The sequence below is a fragment of the Streptomyces xiaopingdaonensis genome, from assembly GCF_000262345.1.
Lineage (GTDB): Bacteria > Actinomycetota > Actinomycetes > Streptomycetales > Streptomycetaceae > Streptomyces > Streptomyces xiaopingdaonensis.
In genome coordinates, this window is record NZ_AJTQ01000123.1 from 1 (window position 1) to 15,757 (window position 15,757).

Genomic DNA, 15,757 nt, shown 5'->3' on the forward strand with positions numbered 1-15,757 from the left:
TCTCCTGCCCGTCCGTGGCGACCACGTACTCCACCTCGGGGTGTGCCGCGACGAGGCAGTTGGAGACGAGCGTCCACGGCGTCGTCGTCCAGATCAGCAGCGACGCCTCACCGGCGAGCGGCCCCGAGGTGAGCGGCATCCGGACGTACACCGAGGGGTCGACGACCGTCTCGTACCCCTGCGCCAACTCGTGGTCGGAGAGGCCGGTGCCGCAGCGCGGGCACCAGGGCGCGACGCGGTAGTCCTGGACGAGGAGACCCCTGTTGAAGATCTCCTTCAGCGACCACCAGACGGACTCGATGTACTCGGGGTCCATGGTGCGGTAGGCGTCGTCGAGGTCGACCCAGTACCCCATGCGGGTCGTGAGGTCGGCGAAGGCGTCGGTGTGCCGGGTGACCGACTCGCGGCACCTGGCGTTGAACTCGGCGATGCCGTAGTTCTCGATGTCCTGCTTGCCGTTGAAGCCGAGTTCCTTCTCGACGGCGAGCTCGACGGGGAGCCCGTGGCAGTCCCAGCCCGCCTTGCGGCCGACGTGGTAGCCGCGCATCGTGCGGAACCGCGGGAAGACGTCCTTGAAGACGCGGGCCTCGATGTGGTGGGCGCCCGGCATGCCGTTGGCGGTCGGCGGACCTTCGTAGAAGACCCACTCGGGACGGCCCTCGGACATCTCCAGGGTCCGGTCGAAGATCTTGTTCTCGCGCCAGAAGTCGAGGACCGCGCGCTCCATGGCGGGCAGGTCCACCTGGGCTGGTACCTGGTGGTATTGCATCGTCGGGGCTTCCTCCGGCGGAGAGTGCGAGCGTGTCCGTCGGAGGGACGAGATCGCCGTGCGGTCCCGCGGTACCACCCTCCTTGACGGCGGGCAGCCGCCCACCGCCCCCTCGTTGGGGTAGCGCTGCCGGTTCTACTCGCCCGCGCTGCGGGTTTTCCTCCGGCGGCTCCGGGGTGATTTTCGCGCCGGGCGGGCCCCCGGGCTCGCACCGTCCCCGGGTCGCTCCTGGCTGCTTGCGGACGCTACTCGTCCCCTTCATCGCTTGCGCCGACCCCAGTGTACGGCTCCCCCGCGACAGCGGTGACACGGTTTTCGCACCGGCTGCCTGGGCACAACGGATGAGACCGGCGTGCCCCGTTGCCGTGCAGTCCAAGTCGATTTATCGTTCCGGTCACGTTTCGCGAGCAAGATCACAATATGTGAAGGGGCCGCGGCCATGGTGGCGAGAAAGACCGCCGTGCAGAGGACGGCAGCCGATCGGGCTCCCGAGGGGGAGCCGGCAGCCCAGCCGTCCGGCGGCTCCGGGGCTGCGGAGGAAGCGGAGCAACCAGACGGCGGTGAATCGACGTCCAAGGGGGCGGCCGGAGCGAAGAAGGCGCCGGCCGAGAAGGCGCCGGCGAAGAAGGCGGCGAAGAAGACGGCAGCCAAGAAGGCGGCGGCGAAGAAGTCCGCCAAGAAGGCGCCGGCCAAGAAGGGTGCGGCGAAGAAGGCGGCGGCAGCGGAGCCGTCCGCCGGCATCGAGACGACAGCAGCTGCGGCGGGGGCGGAACCGTCGGAGAGCTCCGAGACCGCCGGAGCCGGCGCAGCCGAGACGACGGGAGCCGAGACGGTGCCTGCGAAGAAGAGTTCTGCATCCACCCAGGCCGGTCCGGTGCCGACGGCACGTACCGCGACGACGGGCCCGGCAGCCGCCGGCGACCTCGCCGTACGCCCCGGCGAGGACCCGTGGACCGAGGCCGAGGTCCAGGAGGCCCGCGAGGGGCTGCACGGCGAAGTGGCCCGGCTGCGCGAGGAGATCGACGCCTCGCAGGAGGCGCTCAACGGCCTGATGCGCGACTCCGGTGACGGGGCGGGGGACGACGACGCCGACACGGGCAGCAAGAACATCACGCGCGAGCACGAGATGGCGCTCGCCGCCAACGCACGCGAGATGCTCTACCAGAACGAGCGCGCCCTGGAGCGGCTCGACGCCGGGACGTACGGCGTCTGCGAGAACTGCGGCAACCCGATCGGGAAGGCGCGGATGCAGGCTTTCCCCCGTGCCACGCTCTGCGTCGACTGCAAGCAGAAGCAGGAGCGCCGCTGAAGATGCCGTTCGGGCCGTGTCGTACCCTCAACACGTGACAGAGGTGGAGCGGCCCATCGAGACCCCGGACACCCCGTCCGCGCCCGAGGGCGCGGACGGTTCTCGGCGAGCCAACCGCGCGGAGCGGGACGGCGGTTCGGCGGAGGTTCCGACCGTGAGCGAGGCGGAACGCGACGCTCCGGAAGACCCGGAAGCGGACGACGGCGAGGCGCCCCGCGAGGCTGCCGACACGGCGGACGCCGCGGAAGCGGAGCCGGCGGACGGCGAGTCGGCGGAGGCCCCGGTGGCCGCGCCGACGGGGCGGCGGCGGATCGTGGTGCTCCTCGTCGTGGCGGCCCTGGCGTACACACTCGACCTCGTCACCAAGGTCGTCGTCGTGGAGGAGTTGGAGCACCACGAGCCGATCGAGGTCGTCGGCTCGCTGCTGCGGCTCGACGTGATCCGGAACCCGGGCGCCGCCTTCGGCATCGGGGAAGCGCTGACGATCGGCCTCTCGCTGATCGCCGCCATCGTCGTCGTGGTGATCGCGCGTATCGCCCGGAAGCTGTACAGCACGCCGTGGGCGATCGCGCTCGGGTTGCTCCTCGGAGGTGCCTGCGGCAACCTCACCGACCGGATCTTCCGTTCGCCCGGCGTCTTCCGCGGCGCCGTCGTCGACTTCATCGCACCGACGCACTTCGCTGTCTTCAACCTCGCGGACTCCGCGATCGTCTGCGGCGGAGTGCTGATCGTGCTGCTCTCCTTCCGCGGCCTCGACCCCGACGGCACCATCCACCGCGACTGAGGTCAGCGCTCCGGGGCCCGCATCCGCACGCGGTAACCCGAGCCCTCCTTGCCGAGCACCTCGACCCGGGCCCCGTTGCCGAAGGTGTGGCGTTCGCCCGGCGCGAAGGGCGCGTCCGCGAGTTCGGCGAGCTCCGCCGGGGCGCGGTTGCCGCACTGCGCACCACCTCGGCTGTGCGGACGGGAGTCCACGACGCGGACGGGGCCGCGTCCCGTCGCGGTGCGCGAGTCGACGGTGTAGAGGAGGACGCCCTCGCGGCAGATCGGGGCGTCGAGTCCGGTACGGCTGCGTGCCTCGGCGACGAGCGCGCGGTGCGGCCCGGTGCGCACGACGGCGATCCTGGCGCCGCGGGAGCCGACGGGGTCGAGTCGGACCTCCTCGGTGGCGCCGGGGGGCGTGCAGCGCACGCGGTCGCCGTCGATCCAGCCGAACTTCCACTTGTGCCAGCCGAGGAGGTCGGAGATGCCGGCCATGCTCATCGTGTCCCAGCCGCCCGCGTACTCGACCGAAGCGTTCCGCTCCACGTTGTAGAGGTCGGGCAGCCCGTAGAGATGGTTCGCCTCGTGGACGAAGTTGCCGCGCTGCCACAGCGCCGAGTCCGCGCGGCGGCCGAAGACGAGCGCCGCGCCGCGGACCGAGATGCCGCCGGCGCGCAGCCCGTCGAAGGTGCTCGCCTGCGAAACGGTGGGCGGGGCCGGGACGTTGTCGTCGGCGACGACGAAGACGAGGTCGGTGCCGCCGAGGTCGGCGCCGCGCTCGCGGGCGGCCTCCAGCGCGTCGCGGACGTAGCGGCGCATCAGCCGCTCGGGGACGCCGCGGGTGATGCCGTACGACGACCAGCGGTGGGGCATCCGTATCCACGCGGTGTGGTCGAGTTCGAGCCGGTACTTCCCGAACGAGGCGCGCTCGACGTACTCGTCACCGAACCCGGAGAAGAACTTCGCGCGGGACTCCGCGCGGTTGCGGGCGGGGCGGTCGGCGAAGTCGACCATGAGCATCGTGGCCCGGCGGTGGCCGAGCGGGTTGACGTGCTCGCCGTTCTGCGGTCCCTCGCCCGTGCCGGGGCGGCCGGATATCGCGCACGGACCCGTGATGCCGGCGGCCGCGGCCTCGGCAGGGGCGAGGCCGACTGCGGCGGTGACGAGAGTGGCGGCGAGGACGAGGGCCCGGCGGCCCGGTATCCGTGCGCGCGGCCGCGCTGCCGTCATGGCCTGCTCCTTCCGTAGGGCGCTTCCTCGCAGCGCACGGCCATGGGGGAGCGGTGGCGTGCGGGCGTAGTGACACCCTCGGCGTGGGCGGCGGCGGGTGCACCCTGGGCGGGCCGCGCGGGTGAGCGGTGCGCGTCGCGGCAGTCGGGCCCTCCCGGCGCAGGGACGTGCCGCCCGTCCGGCATACTCGATCAGGTGAGCATGCCAGCAGAAGTCCGCACTTTGCCCGTACCCGAGGGACTCGAAGGGGAGCGCGTCGACGCTGCTCTGGCCAGGATGTTCGGGTTCTCACGTACGAAGGCGGCCGAGTTGGCCGGCGAGGGGAAGGTGCTCCTCGACGGTTCGGCGGTGGGCAAGTCCGACCGCGTCCCCGGCGGGGCCTGGCTCGAGGTGACGATGCCGGAGCCGGCGCAGCCGGTGCAGGTCGTCGCCGAGCCCGTCGAGGGGATGGAGATCGTCCACGACGACGCGGACGTGGTCGTCGTCCTGAAGCCGGTCGGAGTCGCGGCGCATCCGAGTCCGGGGTGGAGCGGGCCGACGGTGATCGGTGGGCTCGCGGCCGCCGGGTACGCCATCAGTACCTCGGGAGCGGCGGAGCGGCAGGGCATCGTCCACCGGCTCGACGTCGGCACGTCGGGGTTGATGGCGGTCGCCAAGTCCGAGCGCGCGTACACCCTGTTGAAGCGGCAGTTCCGGGAGCGGACCGTCGACAAGCGGTATCACGCCCTGGTGCAGGGGCACCCCGATCCGCTCAGCGGCACCATCGACGCACCGGTCGGCCGGCATCCGCAGCACGACTACAAGTGGGCCGTCACCGCCGACGGAAAGCCCTCGGTGACCCACTACGACCTGATCGAGGCCTTCCGCGCCGCCAGCCTCCTCGACGTCAAGCTGGAGACGGGGCGCACGCACCAGATCCGCGTGCACATGTCCGCGCACCGGCACCCGTGCGTCGGCGACCTCACCTACGGCGCCGACCCGAAGCTCGCCGCGCGGCTGAAGCTCCAGCGGCAGTGGCTCCACGCGGTGCAACTCGGCTTCGAGCACCCGGCGGACGGGCGCTGGGTCACCTACGAGAGCGACTATCCCGAGGACCTCCGACGGGCCCTGGACCGGGTGAGAGCGGAGAGTGCCTGACACGTGGAACAGCTCGCCCTCCTCTTCGTCCTGCTCCTCTCGTCGGTGGTGATGGTCCCGGTCGGCGACCGGATCGGTCTTCCGCCTCCGGTGCTGATGACGCTGCTCGGCGGGGTGCTGGCGCTGCTCCCGTTCGTCCCCAACGTCGACCTGCCGCCGGAGTTCATCCTCCCGCTGGTGCTCCCGCCGCTGATCTACGCGGCGGCGCAGCACACCTCGTGGCGGCAGTTCGCCGCCAACAAGCGGCCGATCTTCCTCATGGCGGTCGCGCTGGTCTTCGTGACGACGGCGGCCGTCGCGGCGGTGGCCAACGCGCTGGTACCGGGGATCGGGGTGGCAGGCGCCGTCGCGCTCGGCGCGCTCGTCGCGCCGCCCGACCCGGTGGCGGCCACGACCGTCGCGGGGAAGCTCGGGCTGCCGCGCCGGCTCGTCTCGATCCTGGAGGGCGAGGGACTCTTCAACGACGTCACCGCGATCACCCTCTACCACGTGGCGATCGCCGCCGCGGTGACCGGGACGTTCTCGATGCCCGTCGCCGCGGGGGAGTTGGTCCTCTCCGGCGTCGTCGCGGTGGCGGTGGGACTGGCGCTCGCGTGGCTCACCGGGAAGGTGATGGGGTTCCTCGGCGACGCCACCCTCCAGACCGGGTTGACGCTGCTGGTGCCCTTCGCCTCGTACGTGCTCGCCGAGGAGCTCATGGGCTCGGGCGTGCTCGCGGTGCTCACCACCGCGCTCTACCTCTCCTCGGGGCGGGCCGTCGACGCCGACGACGTACAGGGGCGGCTCGCCGGCAACACCTTCTGGTCGATCGTCGACACACTCGTGACCGGGATCGCCTTCGGGCTGATCGGACTGGAACTGCACACCGTCATCGAGACCGGCCGGGAGCAGTGGGAGGACCTGCTGCCTGCCGCGCTCGCCGTCGTCGCCGTGGTGGTCGTCGTGCGGCTCGCGTGGCTGCTGCCGGCCGGCTGGCTCGCGATGCGGCTGCACCGCAACAAGGACCTCGACGAGGACATCCCGGCCAACTGGCGCGAGACCGTGGTGATCTGGTGGTCGGGGATGCGCGGGGTGGCCTCCGTCGCGCTGGCGCTCGCCGTGCCCCTCACCGTCGAGGGCGGCGAGCCCTTCCCCGGGCGGGACGCGATCCTCTTCCTCGCGTTCTGCGTCGTCGTGGTGACGCTCGTCTTCCAGGGGCTCACGCTGCCGTGGCTGGTGAGGCTGCTTCGGGTGAAGGCGGACACGGCGGCCGAGCGGAGCGTCGAGCGCGAGCTGGCCCTGCGGTGCGCGAAGGCGGCGCGGCAGCGGTTGCGGGAGATCGAGGAGGTCGAGGAGCTGCCGGAGGAGCTCGCCGAGGTCCTCGTGCGGCGGGCCTGGGACGTCGGGGCGCGGATCTCACCGGACATGGCGGACGAGGAGCGGCGCGCCTCCCAACTGGAGCACGTGGAGCGAATGAAGACGCTCCGACGCGTCCAGGGGGAGCTGCTCTCCGCCGCGCGGCACGAGGCCGTCGCGGCGCGCGGCGAGAGCGGCGTCGACCCCGAGGTGGTCGACCGGGTGCTGCACCAGCTCGACGTGCACAGCTACCGGCACGGCTGAGCGGCGCCTCAGATCTCCGACTTGCTGAGGTCGGCGGTCCTCATGCGGTCGGCGCCGGCCTGCGCGTCCTGGGCGAGCCGGATGCCGGGGAGCGCGTAGGGGTGCTCGGCCCTGAGCCAGGTGAGGAGCTGCTCGCGCAGGTCGCAGCGGAGCGTCCAGACGTCGTCGGCCGTGCGGGCGGTCGCGGCCGCGCGCACCTCGATCGTGGTGGGCGCGGTGTCGGTGACCCACAGGCTCCAACTGCGGCCGTCCCAGTGGTCGTTGGCGCGCACCAGCTCTTCCGTCTTGCTGCGGATCTCCTCGATGGGGGCCAGGTGGTCCAGGTGGAAGTAGACGGTGCCGGTGAGCTGCGAGCCGCCGCGGGACCAGTTCTCGAACGGCTTGCTCGTGAAGTACGAGACCGGCATGGTGATCCGCCGCTCGTCCCAGGTGCGGACGACGAGGTAGGAGATGGCGATCTCGTCGACGGTTCCGTACTCGCCGTCGACGATCACGGTGTCGCCTATCCGCACCATGTCGCCGAAGGCGATCGAGAGGCCGGCGAAGAGATTGCCGAGCGTCGACTGCGCCGCGACACCGGCGACGATGCCGAGCACACCGGCCGAGGCCAGCATCGAGGAGCCGAAGGTCTCCATGCCGGGGAACTGGAGCAGCACGGCGGCGGCTGCGATCACCGAGACCACGGCGGTCACCAGGCGCTGGATCAGCGTCAGCTGGGTACGCACCCGCCGCGCGCGGGCCGGGTCCAGCGCGACGCCCGCGTAACGCGAGGCGACCGTCTCCGTTATCGCCGCGAGGATGCGGAGGATCAGCCAGGCCGAGGCGCCGATGATGATGACCGTCAGCCAGAGGTCGACGGTCTCGCGGTCGTTCTTCGCCAGGCGGGTGCTGCCGAAGAAGCCGCGGACGAGCGTGACGAAGAGCACGGCCTGCAACGGCACCCGCCCGCGCCGCAGCAGCTCCCACATGGGGGTCTCCGGGTGCCTCGCGTCGAGCCTGTGCAGCGCGCGGTCGGCGGCCCAGGCGATCAGCCATGCCAGTACCAGTGCACCGCCGAACACGACGAGCGGGCGCAGCACGTCCTCCATGGTCTCCGTCTCCTCGGGGTCGGAAGGTCACCGTCGACGGTACCTGGGACCATGAGGGACCCCGCCGCGGTGGTAGCCGCGGGGAGAGATTGTGAAGGATGTGACACCGTGGCCACCGTCGTACTGCTCCACTCCGTCCACGGGCTGCGGCCCGCCGTGCACCGAGCCGCCGAGCGCCTCGGCGCGGCCGGTCACGAGGTGCTCACACCCGACCTGTTCGCCGGGCGCACCACCGACTCGGTGGAGGAGGGCATGGCGCTCAAGGAGGAGATCGGCAGCGACGAGCTGCTGCGGCGCGCGGTCGCGGCGGCGGCGCCGGTCTCCGAGCGCGGCGTCGTCTACGCGGGGTTCTCGCTCGGCGCCGCGCTGGCGCAGAACCTCGCGCTCGCCGACGTGAACGCACGCGGGCTGCTCCTCCTCCACGGCACCTCGGACCTCACGGACGACGCCACGGCCGACGACCTTCCCGTCCAGCTCCACGTCGCGGAACCCGACCCGTTCGAGCCCGACGACTGGCTGAGCGCCTGGTACCTGCGGATGCGCAGGGCAGGCGCCGACGTGGAGGTCTTCCGCTACGCGGGTGCCGGGCACCTCTACACGGACGAGGACCTCGACCACTACGACGCGGAAGCCGCCGAGCAGACCTGGCGGACCGCGCTCGGGTTCCTGGAGACGCTCTGACCGCGCCGTCTCACTCGCGCGAACAGCGGCCCGTGCCGCGGGAGTTGTCGGGCGAGCAGACATGGACGCGGTCGGCGGCGTCGTCGCTGAGGTAGCGGCCCACGCACTGGTTCGCGGTGCTGAGCCCCGAGTTCGCGCACCAGTCGGCCGCGGCCCGGCCGCTCTCGAAGCTGCCGCCGCCGTCCTCGTCCGGGCCCGGGCGGTAGAGCATCCAATAGCCGGAGCGGAGTGAGGCGTAGTCGTCGCTGTCGACCCAGCGGACGCCGTCGGTCCGGCCTGCGAGCGCTTTCTCGTGCCGTCTGCGTTCCGCGACGCCCTCCGACTTCGGTACGGAGGCGAGCTGCGCCACCCAGGAGTCGCGGTGCTCCGCGCCGCGCGGGCCCTCCGGTGCGGGAGCCTCGGAGGTGCGCGGGGGGCTCGTGGTCGCGTCGGCCTCGCGCTCGTCCTCCGTGTTCGCGCTCGGCGTGGGCCTCGGGGAGACGCCGTCCTCGGGGTGTGCGCCGCCGGGGGAGGCGGAGCCGCCCGACGGTGTGGGGGAGGGCGCGGCCCGCTCGTCCTCGGTGTCGAAGAGCAGGTAGGTGCCGAGGGCGATGAGCGCGGCGGCGACGAGCGCACCGCCGATGATCACCGCGTCCCGCAGCCGGAACCGGCCGCCCGGCGGCTGCGGTCGGGGTTCCGGAGACGCGGCGGGAGGGGGCCCGAAGGCGCCGTACGGCGGGGCGGCGTGCGGGGGAGTCGCAGGGCCCGGCGGTGCGGCGTGCGGTGCGGCGAACGCGTCGGGGAGCGGCTGGGGCGCGGGGGCGCGGTTCTCGGCGACCTCGGCGAGCATCGCGTCGAGGCGCTCGGGGCTCGGACGGGCGGCCGGGTCGCGGACGAGCAGCGCGTCGAGCACGGAGGCGAGCGGGCCGCTGCGCTGCGCGGGAGGCAGCGGGTCGTCGAGGACGGCGGCGAGGGTGGCGAGCGTCGTCGTGCGGCGGAGCGGGCTGCGGCCCTCGGTGGCGACGTAGAGCGTGATCCCGAGCGACCACAGATCGCCCTCGGGGCCGTCGATGCCGCGGATGCGTTCGGGTGCGACGTATTCGGGGGAGCCGAGGAACTCGCCGGGTGCGGTGAGGGAGGTGGCGCCCTGGAGGGCGGCGATGCCGAAGTCGGTGAGGACGGCCGAACCGTCCTCGCGCAGCAGGACGTTGCCGGGTTTGACGTCGCGGTGGTGGATGCCGGCGCGGTGGGCCGTGCGGAGCGCGGCGAGCATCTGCCGGCCGAGGCGTGCGGCGTCCGCGGGGGCCAACGGGTCCTGTGCGAGGCGGTCCTGGAGGGTCTCGCCGGGGAGCAGCTCCATGACGAGCCACGGCGGCTGGTCGGGCGCGTCGACGATGTGGTGGATCGTCACCACGTTCGGGTGGTTGAGCCGGGCGAGGGCGCGCGCCTCGCGCAGTACGCGCTCGCGGAGGTGCTGCACGCCCTCCGAATCCGCGGGGGTCTCGGACCCGTCGGGTGTCAACTCGGCGGTGAGCGGGCGTACTTCCTTCAGGGCGACCTCGCGGTGGAGTGCCGTGTCCCTGGCGCGCCACACGGTGCCCATGCCGCCGCTGCCCAGCTTCTCCAGCAGCTCGAAGCGGTCGTCCACCAACTGTCCCCGTGTGCCCCCAGTCATGGACGTCAGGGTACGTGGCCGGGGGCAACGGCTGTGCAGGCACCGGGAGTTACGGGCGTGGCCGCCCTCCCCGGCGGGAGGGCGGCCACGGCTGCGCGGGGGTCACTCCTTGCCGGAGCCGCCGCCGAGGTCGACACCGAGCTTCTGGAGCTCGGCGGGGAGCTGTTCGGTCTCGACCTTCTTGCCGTCGACCTTGACCGTCGGCGTGGCGTCGACCTTCCCCTTCTCGAAGTCGCCGATCATGCCGAGGGCCCACTTGTCGAAAGTGCCCTTCTCGACGTTCTGCCGGAAGTCCTTGTTGCCCTTCAACTCCTTGACGGAGTCGGCGACATCGAGGAGGTACCCGTCGTCGGCGAACTCGTCGTTCGTCTCCTCCGGGTGGTGCTTCTTCGAGTACAGCGCCTCGTGGTAATCGCGGAAGGCGTCGTTGCTGACGTCGAGCGCGGCGCCCAGGGCGCTGATCGCGTTCTTCGAGCCCTCGCCGCCGAGGTTGTTGTCGATGATCGAGCCGAGGTGGAGCTGGAGCTTGTACTTGCCGTCGTCGGCGCCCTTCTGCAGGAGCTTGCCCGCGCTCTGTTCGAAGCTGGCGCAGGCGGGGCAGCGCAGGTCCTCGTAGACGTCGATGCGGTTCTTCGCGTCCTCGCCGCCGATGACGACCCGGGTGCCCTTCGCCCCCTCCGCGTTGGCGGGGGTGACGAGCTTGGCGTCCTTCGCCGCGTCCCAACCCGAGGGCTCGTTCATCTTCTTCACGGCGACGCCGACGCCCGTCGCCAGCGCCAGCACGGCGACCACGGAGACACCGATCACCAACTGCCGGCGTATCTTCGCCTTCTTCGCCTGCTTCTCCCGCTCGATCCGCAGCCGCTCGCGTGCGGCGCGCTTGGACTCCTGGGAATTGCGCTTGCTCATGTCTCTTCTGCTCCGTTTCGGAATCCCTTGATTCCGCTCGTCCTAGAGGTGGTGTGTACGCACGGTTGCGCGTGCCGTCGCGGCGCGCGGCCTCTTCAGGCCGCCAGGCGGCAGCGCGGCGGACCTCGGCGGTGTACGGAGTGGGTGAGCAGGGGGACCGCGCGGGGCAGCCGCGCGGCCCGGGCGGCGCGAGCGGCGCGCACCTGGAGCGGACGGGGCGCGGGCACCGGTGCCAACTCCGGCCGGAGCGGCCGGAACGCGGTGGCGGCGGCCGCGCGCAGCAGCCGCGCGAGCGCGGCTTCGCCGCGGCGCAGCCACGCGGCGGCGAGGAGCCCGACGCCGACGTGGCAGGCGAGCAGCAGCCAGGGGAGCGTCTCCGGCGCCGCCGCGCTCCCGTTCTGCGCGGCGACGCGGGCGAGCGGGGTGCCGAGGCTGCCGCCGCCGCAGAGGAGGTCGAGGCCGACGGCGCGCAGCGGGCCCGTCACGGGGCCGCCGCCCTGGCCGTAACAGGCGTGCTGCCCCGTGGTGAAGACGGCGTCGGCGAGGAGCTCCAACGGGACGAGGACGCCGGCGATCCGGCCGTACCCGCACTCGCGCGGGGCGAGCGCGAAGGCGATGAGGAAGACACCGACCGCGACAGCGGCGAGGGTCGCGGCGGGGACCGGAGCCCCGGAGAGGAGGACGTGCCCGCCGGCCGAGAGCGTGACGCAGAGCGCGGTGAAGATCCCGGCGCGCGCAGCACGGATGCCGGGACTCCCCGCGGAGGGTATGCCCTGGCTCCCTGCGGACCCTGCCCGTCCGCCCGCCGATCCGATGTCCATCGCCACCGAGTCTGCCATGGGGAAGTGTAAAAGGGGCGTGAGAGGAGCGCACGAGCTCGGTTACGGTCGGGTGGTGCGGGGGCCGGCGCACGACCGTGGTGGGTGCGCCTGCGGTGTCAGCGCCGGGTCGTAGACTCCACAACCGCCGCAGCCCATCCGCGCCCGGAGGTGCCCCTCACGTGACCCAGCAGCCGTTCACACACCTGCACGTGCACACCCAGTACTCGCTGCTGGACGGAGCGGCACGGCTCAAGGACATGTTCAACGCCTGCAACGAGATGAACATGTCCCACATCGCGATGACGGACCACGGCAACCTGCACGGCGCCTACGACTTCTTCCACCAGGCCAAGGACGCCGGTGTGACGCCGATCATGGGCATCGAGGCGTACGTCGCGCCGGACCACCGCAAGAACACCCGCCCGGTCAAGTGGGGCACCCCGCACCAGAAGCGGGACGACGTCGCGGGCAACGGCGCCTACACGCACATGACGATGTGGGCGAGGGACGCCACCGGGCTCCACAACCTCTTCCGCGCCCAGTCCCGCGCGAGCCTCGAGGGCTTCTTCCGCAAGCCGCGCGTCGACCGCGAGCTCCTCTCCGAGTACGCGGAGGGCCTCATGGGCACCACGGGCTGCCCCTCGGGCGAGGTCTCCGCGAAGATCCGGCTCGGGCAGATGGACGAGGCGGTCAAGGCTGCCGGGGAGTTCCAGGACATCTTCGGCAAGGAGAACTACTTCGTCGAGTTGATGGACCACGGCATCGACATCGACAAGCGGGCGCGCGCCGGTCTGGAGGAGATCGCCCGCAAGATCGACGCCCCGTTCATCGTGACCAACGACTCGCACTACACGTACGAGAGGGAGTCCGTCGCCCACGACACCCTGCTGTGCATCCAGACCGGCAGCAACCTCTCCGACCCCGACCGCTTCAGCTTCGACGGCGCCGGCTACTACCTGAAGTCCGCCGAGGAGATGTACGCGATCGACAACTCCGAGGCATGGCAGCAGGGTTGCCGCAACACCCAGCTGCTCGTCGCGGAGCGCATCGACACGTCGGGCATGTTCGAGCCGAAGAACCTGATGCCGCAGTTCGACGTCCCCGAGGGGTACGACGAGGTCTCCTGGTTCCGCGAGGAGGTCAAGCGCGGGATGCACCGCCGCTACCCGGCGGGCGTCCCCGAGGACCGCCAGAAGCTCGCCGAGTACGAGATGGACGTCATCATTTCGATGGGGTTCCCCGGATACTTCCTCGTCGTCGCCGACTTCATCATGTGGGCGAAGGAGAACGGCATCGCCGTCGGCCCCGGCCGCGGCTCGGCGGCCGGCTCCATCGTCAGCTACGCGCTGGGCATCACCGACCTCGACCCGGTGATCCACGGCCTCATCTTCGAGCGCTTCCTCAACCCCGAGCGCGTCACCATGCCCGACGTCGACATCGACTTCGACGAGCGCAGGCGGGGCGACGTCATCCGCTACGTCACGGAGAAGTACGGCGCCGACAAGGTCGCCATGATCGGCACCTACGGCACCATTAAGGCGAAGGCCGCCATCAAGGACGCCTCACGCGTGCTGGGTTACCCGTACGCGATGGGCGACCGCATCACCAAGGCGATGCCGGCCGACGTCCTCGGCAAGGGCATCCCGCTCTCCGGCATCACCGACCCCGAGCACCCCCGGTACAGCGAGGCCGGCGAGGTCCGCGGGATGTACGAGAACGAGCCCGACGTCAAGAAGGTCATCGACTCCGCGATGGGCATCGAGGGCCTCGTGCGGCAGATGGGCGTGCACGCCGCGGGCGTCATCATGTCGAGCGAACCCGTCATCGACCACGCGCCGGTCTTCTCCCCGAAGAACGACGGCACCGTGGTGACGCAGTGGGACTACCCGAGCTGCGAATCGCTCGGCCTGCTGAAGATGGACTTCCTCGGCCTGCGCAACCTGACCATCATGGACGACGCCGTCAAGATGATCAGGAAGAACAAGGACGTCGATCTCAAGCTCCTCGATCTTCCGCTCGACGACCCGAAGACCTTCGAACTCCTCCAGCGCGGCGACACGTTGGGCGTCTTCCAGTTCGACGGCGGACCGATGCGCTCGCTGCTGCGGATGATGAGGCCCGACCACTTCGAGGACATCTCCGCCGTCTCGGCCCTCTACCGCCCGGGCCCGATGGGCATGAACTCGCACATCAACTACGCCCTGCGCAAGACCGGTCAGCAGGAGACCACTCCGATCCACCCGGAGCTGGAGGAGCCGCTCAAGGAGATCCTCGACATCACCCACGGCCTCATCGTCTACCAGGAGCAGGTGCAGAAGGCCGCGCAGGTGCTCGCCGGGTACAGCCTCGGCCAGGCCGACCTCCTCCGCCGTGCGATGGGCAAGAAGAAGAAGGAGGTTCTCGACAAGGAGTTCGTGAACTTCCAGCAGGGCATGCGGGACAACGGCTACTCGGACGAGGCGATCCAGGCCGTCTGGGACGTCCTCGTGCCGTTCGCCGGATACGCGTTCAACAAGGCCCACTCCTCGGCGTACGGGCTCGTCACCTACTGGACGGCCTACCTCAAGGCCAACTACCCCGCCGAGTACATGTCCGCGCTGCTCACCTCGGTCCGCGACGACAAGGACAAGTCGGCGGTCTACCTCAACGAGTGCCGGAAAATGGGCATCCAGGTGCTGCCGCCGAACGTCAACGAGTCCGAGGCCAACTTCACCTCGCGGGACGACTCCACGATCGTCTTCGGCCTCACCGCGGTGCGCAATGTCGGCCAGAACGTCGTCGACTCGATCGTCAAGTCCCGCAAGTCGAAGGGGAAGTACTCCTCCTTCCCGGACTTCCTCGACAAGGTCGAAGCCGTCGTCTGCAACAAGCGGACGGTGGAGTCCCTCATCAAGGCGGGCGCCTTCGACGAGATGGGCCACACCCGCAAGGGCCTCACCGCGCACTTCGAGCCGATGATCGACAACGTCGTGCAGGTCAAGCGGAAGGAGGCGGAAGGCCAGTTCGACCTCTTCGGCGACATGGGGGGCGAGACGGAGAGCGGCCCCGGCTTCGGCCTCGACGTCGAGTTCACCGACGAGGAGTGGGAGAAGACCTACCTCCTCGCGCAGGAGCGGGAGATGCTCGGTCTCTACGTCTCCGACCACCCGCTCTTCGGCCTGGAGCACGTCCTCAACGACAAGGCCGACGCCGCGATCTCCCAACTCACGGGCGGCGACTACGCGGACGGCTCGATCGTGACGATCGGCGGCATCATCTCCGGCCTCCAGCGGAAGATGACGAAGCAGGGCAACGCCTGGGCGATCGCCACCGTCGAGGACCTCGCGGGCTCCATCGACTGCATGTTCTTCCCCGCGACCTACCAGCTCGTCTCCACCCAACTCGTGGAGGACGCGGTCGTGTTCGTCAAGGGCCGCCTCGACAAGCGCGAGGACATCCCGCGGCTCGTCGCCATGGAGCTGATGATCCCCGACCTCACCGACGTCGGCGCCTCGGCTCCCGTGACGATCACCATCCCCTCGCTGCGGGTCACGCCCCCGCTCGTCGAGAAGCTCGACGAGGTGCTCGCGCAGCACCGCGGCTCCAGCGAGGTGCGGCTGAAGCTCCAGGGCGCCCGCAAGACGACGGTGCTGCGGCTCGACCGCCACCGCGTCACCGCGGACACCGCACTCTACGGCGATCTCAAGGCGCTCCTCGGCCAGTCCTGCGTGGCCGGCTGAGGGCGCCCTGGCACGGCACGACGGGCGGGCGCATCCCCACCGGGTGCGCCCGCCCGTCGCGTTGCCGCCGCGTCGGCGG

The 15,757-nt window shown here is 71.1% G+C and carries 12 protein-coding genes; 6 read left to right on the forward strand and 6 right to left on the reverse strand.

Features of this window, described 5'->3' with window-relative positions; genetic code table 11:
- On the reverse strand, positions 1-769 hold a 769-nt coding region (locus UWG_RS29775; RefSeq protein WP_033196057.1), incomplete at its 3' end, for a class I tRNA ligase family protein.
- 439 nt (positions 770-1,208) lie between these two features.
- Between UWG_RS29775 and UWG_RS0109660 the strand changes: the two genes are divergently transcribed.
- Together UWG_RS0109660 and lspA are read left to right on the forward strand one after the other, a co-directional pair.
- Positions 1,209-2,078 carry a TraR/DksA family transcriptional regulator gene (locus tag UWG_RS0109660; RefSeq protein ID WP_016907002.1) on the forward strand — a complete coding sequence of 290 codons (870 nt, stop codon included), beginning with the start codon at positions 1,209-1,211 and terminating at the stop codon, positions 2,076-2,078.
- A gap of 43 nt (positions 2,079-2,121) precedes the next feature.
- Complete coding sequence (lspA, locus tag UWG_RS0109665) at positions 2,122-2,862, forward strand: signal peptidase II (protein WP_016907003.1); 741 nt, start codon at positions 2,122-2,124, stop codon at positions 2,860-2,862.
- Between the two features lie 2 nt (positions 2,863-2,864).
- On the opposite strand, the gene UWG_RS0109670 is transcribed toward lspA, so the two are convergent.
- Positions 2,865-4,070, reverse strand: a complete 1,206-nt coding sequence (locus UWG_RS0109670; protein ID WP_016907004.1) for a metallopeptidase domain-containing protein — start codon at positions 4,068-4,070, stop codon at positions 2,865-2,867.
- Between the two features lie 201 nt (positions 4,071-4,271).
- Between UWG_RS0109670 and UWG_RS0109675 the strand changes: the two genes are divergently transcribed.
- Positions 4,272-5,207, forward strand: a complete 936-nt coding sequence (locus UWG_RS0109675) for an RluA family pseudouridine synthase (protein WP_420235621.1) — start codon at positions 4,272-4,274, stop codon at positions 5,205-5,207.
- A gap of 3 nt (positions 5,208-5,210) precedes the next feature.
- Positions 5,211-6,806 (forward strand): Na+/H+ antiporter, encoded by a 1,596-nt coding sequence (locus UWG_RS0109680; protein WP_016907006.1) that lies wholly within the window; start codon positions 5,211-5,213, stop codon positions 6,804-6,806.
- Positions 6,807-6,814: 8 nt separating this feature from the next.
- Here UWG_RS0109680 and UWG_RS0109685 read toward each other — a convergent pair whose 3' ends face one another.
- A complete protein-coding gene (locus tag UWG_RS0109685) occupies positions 6,815-7,894 on the reverse strand; it encodes a mechanosensitive ion channel family protein (protein ID WP_016907007.1) in 1,080 nt (359 codons plus the stop codon).
- Positions 7,895-8,002: 108 nt separating this feature from the next.
- Here UWG_RS0109685 and UWG_RS0109690 point away from each other — a divergent pair, with 108 nt between their 5' ends.
- Positions 8,003-8,575 (forward strand): dienelactone hydrolase family protein, encoded by a 573-nt coding sequence (locus tag UWG_RS0109690; RefSeq protein ID WP_016907008.1) that lies wholly within the window; start codon positions 8,003-8,005, stop codon positions 8,573-8,575.
- A gap of 10 nt (positions 8,576-8,585) precedes the next feature.
- Here the strand turns inward: UWG_RS0109690 and UWG_RS0109695 are convergent, their stop codons facing one another.
- From UWG_RS0109695 to UWG_RS0109705, 3 genes are all read right to left on the reverse strand, one after another.
- The gene (locus UWG_RS0109695; protein ID WP_029391316.1) at positions 8,586-10,229 is read right to left on the reverse strand and encodes a serine/threonine-protein kinase; all 1,644 of its coding nucleotides are present in this window, start codon (positions 10,227-10,229) and stop codon (positions 8,586-8,588) included.
- A gap of 102 nt (positions 10,230-10,331) precedes the next feature.
- Positions 10,332-11,138 (reverse strand): thioredoxin domain-containing protein, encoded by an 807-nt coding sequence (locus UWG_RS0109700; protein ID WP_016907009.1) that lies wholly within the window; start codon positions 11,136-11,138, stop codon positions 10,332-10,334.
- 95 nt (positions 11,139-11,233) lie between these two features.
- Positions 11,234-11,959: a hypothetical protein gene (locus tag UWG_RS0109705; RefSeq protein ID WP_016907010.1), complete on the reverse strand. Its 726-nt coding sequence runs from the start codon at positions 11,957-11,959 to the stop codon at positions 11,234-11,236.
- A gap of 179 nt (positions 11,960-12,138) precedes the next feature.
- Between UWG_RS0109705 and dnaE the strand changes: the two genes are divergently transcribed.
- Complete coding sequence (dnaE, locus tag UWG_RS0109710; RefSeq protein ID WP_016907011.1) at positions 12,139-15,678, forward strand: DNA polymerase III subunit alpha; 3,540 nt, start codon at positions 12,139-12,141, stop codon at positions 15,676-15,678.
- Positions 15,679-15,757: the final 79 nt, after the last annotated feature.